Annotated in this window: 6 protein-coding genes, 1 tRNA gene and 1 riboswitch; of the genes, 1 reads left to right on the top strand and 6 read right to left on the bottom strand. The window is 51.1% G+C overall.

The window, feature by feature from the left end:
* Positions 1-140: 140 nt before the first annotated feature.
* The 6 genes from ACT8X9_RS05875 to ACT8X9_RS05900 form a co-directional block, all read right to left on the bottom strand.
* Positions 141-2,876 carry an AAA domain-containing protein gene (locus tag ACT8X9_RS05875; RefSeq protein WP_444268411.1) on the bottom strand — a complete coding sequence of 912 codons (2,736 nt, stop codon included), beginning with the start codon at positions 2,874-2,876 and terminating at the stop codon, positions 141-143.
* 100 nt (positions 2,877-2,976) lie between these two features.
* Positions 2,977-4,515: a recombinase family protein gene (locus ACT8X9_RS05880; RefSeq protein WP_444268412.1), complete on the bottom strand. Its 1,539-nt coding sequence runs from the start codon at positions 4,513-4,515 to the stop codon at positions 2,977-2,979.
* A gap of 347 nt (positions 4,516-4,862) precedes the next feature.
* A complete protein-coding gene (locus tag ACT8X9_RS05885; protein ID WP_112144476.1) occupies positions 4,863-5,231 on the bottom strand; it encodes a pyridoxamine 5'-phosphate oxidase family protein in 369 nt (122 codons plus the stop codon).
* Between the two features lie 441 nt (positions 5,232-5,672).
* A tRNA-Val gene (locus ACT8X9_RS05890) sits at positions 5,673-5,748 on the bottom strand.
* Positions 5,749-5,915: 167 nt separating this feature from the next.
* Positions 5,916-6,362, bottom strand: a complete 447-nt coding sequence (mscL, locus tag ACT8X9_RS05895) for a large conductance mechanosensitive channel protein MscL (protein WP_444268413.1) — start codon at positions 6,360-6,362, stop codon at positions 5,916-5,918.
* 128 nt (positions 6,363-6,490) lie between these two features.
* Positions 6,491-8,182, bottom strand: a complete 1,692-nt coding sequence (locus ACT8X9_RS05900) for a M3 family oligoendopeptidase (protein WP_444268414.1) — start codon at positions 8,180-8,182, stop codon at positions 6,491-6,493.
* A 177-nt stretch (positions 8,183-8,359) separates the two neighbouring features.
* Positions 8,360-8,455: riboswitch (THF riboswitch) on the top strand.
* Positions 8,456-8,608: 153 nt separating this feature from the next.
* Between ACT8X9_RS05900 and ACT8X9_RS05905 the strand changes: the two genes are divergently transcribed.
* Entirely contained in the window at positions 8,609-9,124 is a 516-nt protein-coding gene (locus ACT8X9_RS05905) for a folate family ECF transporter S component (RefSeq protein ID WP_444268415.1), read from the top strand.
* Positions 9,125-9,291: the final 167 nt, after the last annotated feature.

A 9,291-nucleotide genomic window follows, 5' to 3' on the forward strand; every position in this document is an offset into this window, starting at 1 on the left:
GTTTGAGGATTTGTGGTGGAGCATTGTCCACAGCACTCGAACCCAACACCTCTTCACGGGAGATGGTTTTGGAATCATCCGTGAAGTTGAAATTGAGCACGACCCGGTCGTCAAAGACGTAGACCGAGTTGACAAAGGTATCAATGATCTGCCGCTGGTGTTCCACATTCTTTTAAAGTAGCACGAATCTTCTCCTTCTCATTACTGCCATCTGTACGAAGCCGCAGCAACGGGATGCCGCATTTTTCGAGGATTCGATTCTTTTTTTCATCCCGTATGGATTGTTGGCTTCCTGGCCGATGAAAACTTGTTCCATCCACTTCGATTGCCAAAATAGGCAGCTTATCCATTTTATAAAACATCAGAAAGTCAACATGAGTTGACAAATTCCGGGCATACCGAGTCTCTTCCTTCGTCAACTGGCTGTAATCTCTGATTAATGTTGCGAGCGAAACATGTACAGCGCAGCCAATGGAGGAAAACAATTTATCTGATAAAATCTCTTGAATCACAGAGTACATAAGGTTCTCCGAGTCATACTCAGATATTCGTTTGCGTTTTCTCAAATATGCTTTGCGCTGTTCAGCATATCCTTGATATAACAAATCAAACACGGAGTAGACCTGACTTTGAATAACGGCAAAGTTGTTGTATTCGATGTACCGTGTCAAATCACCGTAGTTTGTACGGTCATTGCGAGGGTCTTGTGATGTGACAACGGTAAGCGAGTGGATTGCCCGAGAAACTGCCACGTTTAGCATATGTGGGTCATCCACAAAATCCGTAATTATATTGTCAACGGAGGTCAAAATAATAGCATCCTGTTCACGTCCTTGGAATTTATGGACTGTATCTACTTCATAGTAGCCTCCAAGTTGTTTCCGAATGGCAGCGGCTTGATCTCGATATGGCGTGATAATCCCGATGCTTTGATAATTCTGCCGACGGAGCTGCGGGAGAATTTCTTGCTGAATGACATCAATCTGACGTTGGTTGATGTGCCCACGTGCGTGGTTTCCGGCGGCTGTTCGATACATAGTCAACACATCTGGTTCATTATTGTCCTCCGTCATTATAATCAGTTGACCAGCATAGAATTTCTGGTTGCAGAAGTTGATGATCTTAGGATGACAGCGATAATGTTCCCGAAGCAGCGTGACCGGGGCAGTTGGCCATGTCTCCAATGCAGAAGAGAGCAGGCTGTGTGTGGAAAAGTGATAGCGTTCAGCCAGAGAATAGGTCTGCCATATCGTTTCACTTCGTTGAATATCTGCCTCAGACAAGACATTGGGCAATTGATTCAAGTCCCCTACAATCACAATGTTTCGTGCACAGGAAAATGCCAGAACAGCCGTAGTTAAATCGACTTGGGATGCTTCATCTATGATGAGGTAATCGTAAACATAGTCTAAACTTAGTGTCCCCTTTATCGAATACGTTGTGCTGAGAATCACAGGGTACTCATGCGTAAATTCGTCTGAATTTCGGCGAAAGTCATTGCTTTCAAATCGTCTGCGGTTGGTTTTCCATTCATATTTCGCTGCCAGCTCTGCTTTGAATAGTTGAAATGATTTTTGCGTCAATTCATTCATTTTCTCGTCAAAAGCATATTGCCGCAGCTTGAGTGTAAGTTTCTGCCTTTCGTTTTCCAACTCCCGCCTTTTGGTAAGATAGAACTGGTTCTGCAAATAAGGAATTACTAACTCGGGCGGGTTTACAAATAGTTTGACTGCATCACGATTAAACCGAAATATAATGGACAGTTTTTGTAAAAGACCCAGCCGCTTTTTCTGCTCTATAAAATGTTCAAATTCCAGCCAGAGCTCCAATATTTTTTGAGATGAGAACCAATCTAAATTGACTATTGGCTCTTCGTGATAGGTAGAATAATATTCCTTAAAATAGTGTTCTTCCGGATTCAACTGTAAAAGCTCCTGCTCAATTTTCGCAATACGATTTTTTGCAGTGAGCATTAGATTTAATTCTTGTGAAAGTGCTGTAATTTCTTGTTCCAACTGCTGCCGTTCGTCCGGCGGTAGTTCCCACTCCTCCATATTCGGATAAATACCTGACTGATCTGCAAGAAATTTCTGTTTGTTTGACAGACTTCCCAAAAATGCTGTTAAGAACGAAATGCCTTTCTTTTCTAGCTTTTCTGCAATATTATGCGTTGCTGAATTGTTGTTGGAAACAACTGCAACGGTTTTCTTGTCTCGAACAACATTTGCAATAATATTTAGAATCGTTTGCGTCTTACCTGTTCCGGGAGGGCCTTGAATAATGCTGATTTTGGACGAGAGAGCCTGCTCTACTGCCGTTTTTTGGCTTTGATTAAGTCCAAAGGGATAAATTATCGTTGAGGGACTCTCCGACATGGTTTGGCTCTTCTGTGGGTCAAGATAATTCGCTAGCACAGTGTCATCACTGACCTTGGAAATTTTACTATACTGCAAACGTAAAATATTGAGTCCGTTTTCTGTTACTAAACTAACGGCTTCAGCTGTTTCTGTAAAATAGCGGAAGACTTCTTTATTTTTGGTATCTGCCAAACAGTTTGGCTGAAGTTCCACATCATCTTTTGGAAAAGACAGTGGAAGTTTTTTGTCAAAAAGAAGTCGATAATACGCTCCAAAATCTAAAATCGCTTGGACTGTATTAAGTTTCTTCCCCTTTGCGATTACAATAACACTGTCTGGGTCAATTGTTTTTTGCAGTGAAAGCACCTTGACATTTCTGTCTTGAAAACGATAGGTCTTATTGGGGGTGCTAACATAGATTACTTCACACATTCCATTGCAGAATCGGAAGCTTGCAACACAATCTGTCTGGTCCTTGCCTTTGATAAGGATCATTTGATTTCGGGTATCTGTGTCCATATGGCATCGCTATCCTTCATTTATATACACTCGTTGAACGAAGCGTTATATATTCCCTACATGTTAAATCAGATGGCTGGCGGTCACCTATTTTTTACGCTTAACTTCCTTTGCTGCCTAAATTCGTGAATAAAACAAAAAGGCCACTGGACAAATACCAGTGACCTACGTTTGGTGGAGCATTGTCCACAGCACTCGAACCTAAAACCTCTTCACGAGTGACCGTCTTAGCATCGTCCGTGAAGTTGAAATTGAGCACGACCCGGTCATCAAAGACGTAGACCGAGTTGACAAAGGTATCAATGATCTGCCGCTGGTGTTCCGTGCTGCCCACGTCACCCTTGCGGAATTTTTCAAGCCAGAACCGAATCCACTCACGGGTCAGGACGGGCTTTTTCAGTTCTTCCTCCAGAATACTGGTGTTCAGGGCTTCTTTCCGGGCTTCCAGCTCGTCCAACCGCTGCTTGGTGGTCGGGGTCAGGATGCCCTGTTCAATGGCTTCCAGAAGGTTTGCGAGCCGTTTCTCCGTATCCCGGAGCTGCTCTTTCAGAACAGGCAGCCGGGTGTTCTCCTGCTGCTGGGCTTCCATGACCAAATCTATCAGCCGTTCGATGATTTCGTCGCTAAAAATCACCTTAATGGCGGTGTCCACCACGAACCGCTCCAACGGCTCCTTGCGGATGGCTTTCAGGTCACAGTGCGCCTTGCCGTGGCGTTTGGCGTTGCCGCACTTGTAGTAATAGTAGGTGTTTCCCATGTGGCTGGTGCCACTTTCGCCACCCATCAGGGTGCCGCACTTGCCACAGAACAGCTTGGTGGTCAGCAGATAGCTCACATCCTCTTTTGCAGGCCGACCGTGGGCGATCCTGTTCTGCTCGAAACGCTGCTGCACCCGGTCGAACAAATCCTGGTCAACAATAGCCGGAATGCCGCCCGGCGTCACAATGTCCTTGTAGCGGTATTCGCCGATGTAGCGGCGGTTGCGGAAGATCTGGAAGAAGCTGTTCTTTACGAACGGCTTCCCGGTGCGGGTACGCAGGCCGCGCTCATTCAGGGATGCTGCAATCTTCTCAGCCGGTTCGCCGTCGGCGTACCGGGTGAAGATCTCTTGCACGATGGGAGCCGTTTCCGGGTCGATATGGTACAGCCTGTCCTCCTTGCCGATGGTGAAGCCCAGCGGCACCACACCGCCGTTGTACTTGCACTGGAGGGCGTTTTCGCGCTCACCGCGCGCCACTTTCAGGGCGAGTTCGGCGGAATAGTATTCCGCCATGCCAATCAGCATACTCTCCACCATAATGCCTTCAGGCCCCTGCGAGATGGGTTCCATGGCAGACACCAGATGGACACCGTTCTTTTCCAGCTGGTACTTGTAGTTCACGGCATCGAATCGGTTCCGGGCAAAGCGGTCCAGCTTCCAGACCAGAACTACATCGAAGATTTTCTTTCCGCTGTCCTTGATCATCCGCTGAAAGTCTGGGCGGTCATCCGTTTTGGCAGAGTAGGCACGGTCAATGTAGGTGCCGACCACGGTGATGCCGTTCTTCTCGGCGTAGTCCTTGCAGTCGCGCAGCTGTCCTTCAATGGACGCTTCGCGCTGGCTGTCAGATGAATAGCGGGCGTAGATTACAGCGGTCATGGTTGCACCTCCTTGGCGCGTATTCGACTTGCCTTTATAGTATCGGGTCAAGCGCAGCTTGTCAACAATCTGCGAGCAGATTGAAATGTGAAAATTGCGAAACACAGCGAAAAAGGTGAGAGCAAGAATCGTCCCGTGGCCACAAATTTTCAATTCTTGAAAATTCTTGCCCCTTTGGGACAGCTTCTTGTTGGGGCGTGCCTGCCCCAAACCCTGCTAGGAACGAGTACAGCAAACTGGAACTTGTCGGGGCGAGACCCCTCCATCTTGTTGCCGCAAGACCGTTCTGTCACTTAAAAGCCCCACTGGGGCTTTCATTGTTCCGCTTCGCTCCACAAACGCGAATTTTACTTTATTTCTACATTCTCTACTTTTACTTTGAACATAATAAAATGTTCCATTCCTACCGCACCAAATCTCTGTTGTAAAATAGGACATTCTTCAAGCATTCTTTGCTTTAACGCTTGATTATCACATTCTGTTGCTATACCAGTAATTCTAATCCATTCCCTTGATTCTGCTTTCTTTGCGACAATCTGAATATGCTCATTTTCTCGCATCTGTTTGTGAGCATCGTTCATGTCATTTGTAGATAAGTATAAATCATCTCCAACTTCCATTACTGCACCGAAAGGTCTACCTGCTGGATAGTCACCATTTATAGACAATACAAAAAATGCACCACATTCTTTCAAAAATTCATATGCTTTACTCATTTTATTTTTCCTCCGTTAAATTCTTATTTGTTGAACTAAGCCGAGTATACCACACTCCTCCATGAAAGAACACCCCGATATAGTGAAATTTTGCCATTTTTCTGCGTACGTGCGTACACGCTCCGCAGGGATTCTAATGGGCTTGGCCCCTTGGCACACAGACTTTGGCACAAAGTCTAGTGTGTTACACCTTGTCAGAGGTGTACAGGCTCCCGGTACGCACGTACGCAGCAATTGCCATCAATGCGCCATATAGGTGGCGATCAAGTTCGCACAAAGCGACCTTGATCCCGCAAAACAAAAGGCAGAATACCATCACCACGATGATACCCTGCCTTTGCTCGTTTACCGTTCCGAGTAGTCCTTCCGCAGAACCTCCGATAAACAAAAAACGTACCCGAACCCTTTCTCGTAAAGAATCGGGTTCGAGTACGAACTGTATGGTGGACGGTACAGGACTCGAACCTGTGACCTCCTGCACGTCAAGCAGATGCTCTACCAGCTGAGCTAACCGTCCATATTCTATTGCGTCGTGACGACTCTGATATAATACCATGACTTTCCCGAAAAAGCAATACTTTTTTCGAAAAAATTCTGATTTTCTTTTGAGATCTTCAAAAAAGGCGCAAAAAAGCCCCGGCGGCGTCCGGAAAACGGACAGCGCCGGGGAAAATGCGGGAAAGCTCACTGCTTTGCTTCGGGGAAACCCTCGAGCTTTGAGGTGCAGTGGGGGCAGCGGACGGCCTTGATGGCGATGTCGCTCTGGCAGTAGGGGCACTTCTTGGTGGTAGGCTCTTTCGGGGCCTCCACGGGCTTTTTGTGCAGCACATTGATGGCCTTGATGGTCACGAAGAGCACGAAGGCCACGATGAGGAAGTTGATAACGGCGTTGAGGAAGGAGCCCACGCCGATGCCCACATCGCCGATCTGGATGACGACATCCGAGAAATCGGCGTTGAAGAACAGGCCGATGATGGGGGAGATGATGTCGTTCACCAGAGAGTTGACGATGGCGGTAAAGGCCGAGCCGACGACCACACCGACTGCCATATCGAGCACATTGCCGCGCATGGCAAAGGCTTTGAACTCATCAAAGAACTTTTTGATGCCGCTGGTTTTCTTTTCTGACATGATAACTACCGCTCCTTTTGCCGCAAATGGCATGATATAGCTCTATAATACAGGATACATCTGCCATTTTCAAGAGAAAAGCTGCTGCTTTGCGGCGGATGAGCAAAGCGCCTGAGAGGGCTGGGCGGTCAGACCTGATGCTCTGCGATCCACTGGCTCATCTGCTGGGCGATGGCCTTGATAGAGCCGTCGCGGAAGGGCACCTGCAAACCAGCGGTCTCGCACAGCTCGGTGTAGCTGGCAGTACCGGCGCGGCGGACGAGGCGCAGATAGCGCTCCCATGCGTCCTTCTGGTCGTGGAGGCTCAGCAGGAAAAACTGCAGCGCGGCCATGGTGGACAGGCAGTAATCGATATAGTAGAAGGGGCACTCGTAGATGTGGAGCTGACGCTGCCAGCCCGCACCGCGGCCATAGAAGGGCAGATTGTCGAAGTCGATCCAGGGGCGGTACTTGTGCTCCAGCTCCAGCCAAGTCTGGTTGCGCTGGTCGGGGGTGAGGTCGGGATTCTGATACATGATGTGCTGGAACTCATCCACTGCGCAGCCGTAGGCGAGGAAGAGGAAGCTGTCCTCGGCGTGGAGCAGGGCGTACTTGTCCGTATCCTTGCCGAAGAGCAGGTGATGCCACGGCGCGGTGAGAAACTCCATCGCCATCGAGTGGATCTCGGCGCTCTCCATGCCGGGGCACTCGAGGTCGGCGGGGATCTTGGGGTCGCGCTCGGCGACATAGCCCTCGAAGGCGTGGCCGCACTCGTGGGTCAGCACGTCTACGTCAGCCGAGGTGTTGTTCCAGTTGGCGAAGATGAAGGGCGCCTTGTAAGAGGGCAGACTGGTCATATAGCCGCCGGACATCTTGCCGGGACGGCTCTCGACGTCGAACAGCTCGTTGTCCTGCATGAAGTCGATGAACTCCGCCGTCTCGGGGCTGAGTTCGTGGTACATGGTGCGGGCAGCGGCCATCCGGGCATCGTAGCCCTCGATGGGCTTGGGGTTGCCGTCCCGGAAGGCGAAGGGCAGGTCGGTGAAGGTGGGGTGCTGGATGCCGGTGCGCTTGTTCTTGAGGGCGATGACTTTCTGCAGCTCAGGCACGATGTCATGGGCCACCTGCTCGCGGAAGCGCTTGATGTCCTCGGGGCCGTAGCCGATGCGGTTCATCCGCACATAGGAAAGCTCGCTGTAGTCGTGATAGCCCATGACCTGAGCCTGCTGGTTCAGGTTCTTGACGATCTTCGTGTACAGCTCGTCCAGCTCGGCGCGGTGGGCGTCGAAGTAGCCGGCCTCGGCCTCATAGGCGGCGCGGCGGGTGGCGGCATTGGTGCTCTCCTTGTAGGGGCCGAGCTGGGGGATGGTAAGCTGCCGGCCGTCGAACTCCACCAGCGCACCGCCGTAGATCTGCTGATAGGTGCTGACGAGGGCGTTGTACTCCTGCTGCAGCGCTACGGTGCGCTCGTCCATGCCGAGCACGGCGTTCTTCATGCCGGCCACACAGGTGGAGCCGAAGGCCTCCGTCAGGGCATCTACATGGGGGTTGGCAAGGAAAGCGCGGCTGATCTCGACGCTGGCGTTGGACACAGCCGGGCCGTTGGCGTCAAAGAAATCCTGTTCGGCCTTCCAGTAGGCGTCGCGGGTGTCGCAGGTGTAGTGGATATTGGCGAGGTTCGCAGCGGTAGTGTAGTCGGCAAAAGCGCGGCTCTGCTCGTAATAGGTCTCCACAAGGGCCTCGCCGCTGTCGGCGGCTGCGGCCTTTGCCGTCAGCTCCTTGCAGCGGGCCAGCAGTGCGTCGATGTCGGGGCGGGTATAGGTCATCTCACTGAATTTCATCGAGAAAATCCTTTCCGGGACAGGAAAGTCCCTTTCAATAGTAAGTCCATCTTATCACGTTTGGGCCGAAAAAGAAAGGCTTTGGACATATGTGATAAATTCAAAGGCTTTGTTTTAGTAAACCTGTTGCATCCCGTGATTGAAACCGAGCGAAAAAAGGCATATAATAACAGTATCAACAGAGTAAGGCCATGTGCGTCAAGTGCCGCATCAACGGGGAGTTGTGCTGCGGACGAAGGGAGACCCGCGGTGCATGGCCTGCATCCCGCTGCTGCATGGACTTGGGTGCGGGCGATGCTGTCTGCACGGCGTCGCTCGGAAGTGAAGTTTGTTGAACTCACGCCCTCCTTTGTGCGGTTTGTCACAGGGGAGGGCGTTTCATTCTGCCCTCCCGCGAGTTCCTGAAAAAACAGGAGGACAGTTGATATGAACAACCATTCGAAGATCTCCGTGCGCACCCTGACGGCAATGGCCCTGCTCATTGCCATGAGCATCGTCTTTTCCCGGGTGCTGAGCATCTCCACCGGCTTTGTCCGGTTCAACCTCGGCAGCCTGCCGGTGCTGCTGGCGGGCATCCTTTTTGGGCCGTGGGCGGGCTTCGTCGTGGGCATGGTGGCCGACATCATCGGCGGCGTGCTGGCGGGCTATGCCATCAATCCGCTCATCACGCTGGGCGCGGCCGCCATCGGCCTTGTAGGGGGCTTGGGTTGGCAGAAGCTTTCGCATCTGCGCACCGGCAACCGGCTGTGGTGCAGCGTGCTTGCAGCCCACTTCGTCGGCTCCATGGTCATCAATTCGCTGGCGCTCCACATCTTCTACGGCTATGCGTGGGCAGTGCTGGTGGCCCGCATCCCGAATGCGCTGGTGCTCACCGCAGTGAATACGGTGCTGCTGCGCATCCTGCTTGAGAATCGGGCGCTGATGGCGGTGGCGAAGCGGTAAGGGTTTGCGCAGTATTTTTAAGCAGGCGTGCGCGCTGGTGGCGCGGATTAAAGCGCTGTTGCAGTAGGGCCGGTTTTTTAAGCAGGTTCTCGCGCTGGTAGCGCGGATTAAGTTTTTCTTTCGGTCAAATGGCTTGCGCTCCGCGCGGGCCAGAGGCAGGGAGGGGT

It is taken from the genome of Faecalibacterium sp. (assembly GCF_052358865.1).
Classification (GTDB): domain Bacteria; phylum Bacillota; class Clostridia; order Oscillospirales; family Ruminococcaceae; genus Faecalibacterium; species Faecalibacterium butyricigenerans.

Bases quoted from the DNA above. Each gene is read 5' to 3' on its own strand.
- ACT8X9_RS05875 (WP_444268411.1), bottom strand. From the start codon at position 2,876: ATGGACACAGATACCCGAAATCAAATGATCCTTATCAAAGGCAAGGAC.
- ACT8X9_RS05880 (WP_444268412.1), bottom strand. From the start codon at position 4,515: ATGACCGCTGTAATCTACGCCCGCTATTCATCTGACAGCCAGCGCGAA.
- ACT8X9_RS05885 (WP_112144476.1), bottom strand. From the start codon at position 5,231: ATGAGTAAAGCATATGAATTTTTGAAAGAATGTGGTGCATTTTTTGTA.
- mscL (WP_444268413.1), bottom strand. From the start codon at position 6,362: ATGTCAGAAAAGAAAACCAGCGGCATCAAAAAGTTCTTTGATGAGTTC.
- ACT8X9_RS05900 (WP_444268414.1), bottom strand. From the start codon at position 8,182: ATGAAATTCAGTGAGATGACCTATACCCGCCCCGACATCGACGCACTG.
- ACT8X9_RS05905 (WP_444268415.1), top strand. From the start codon at position 8,609: ATGAACAACCATTCGAAGATCTCCGTGCGCACCCTGACGGCAATGGCC.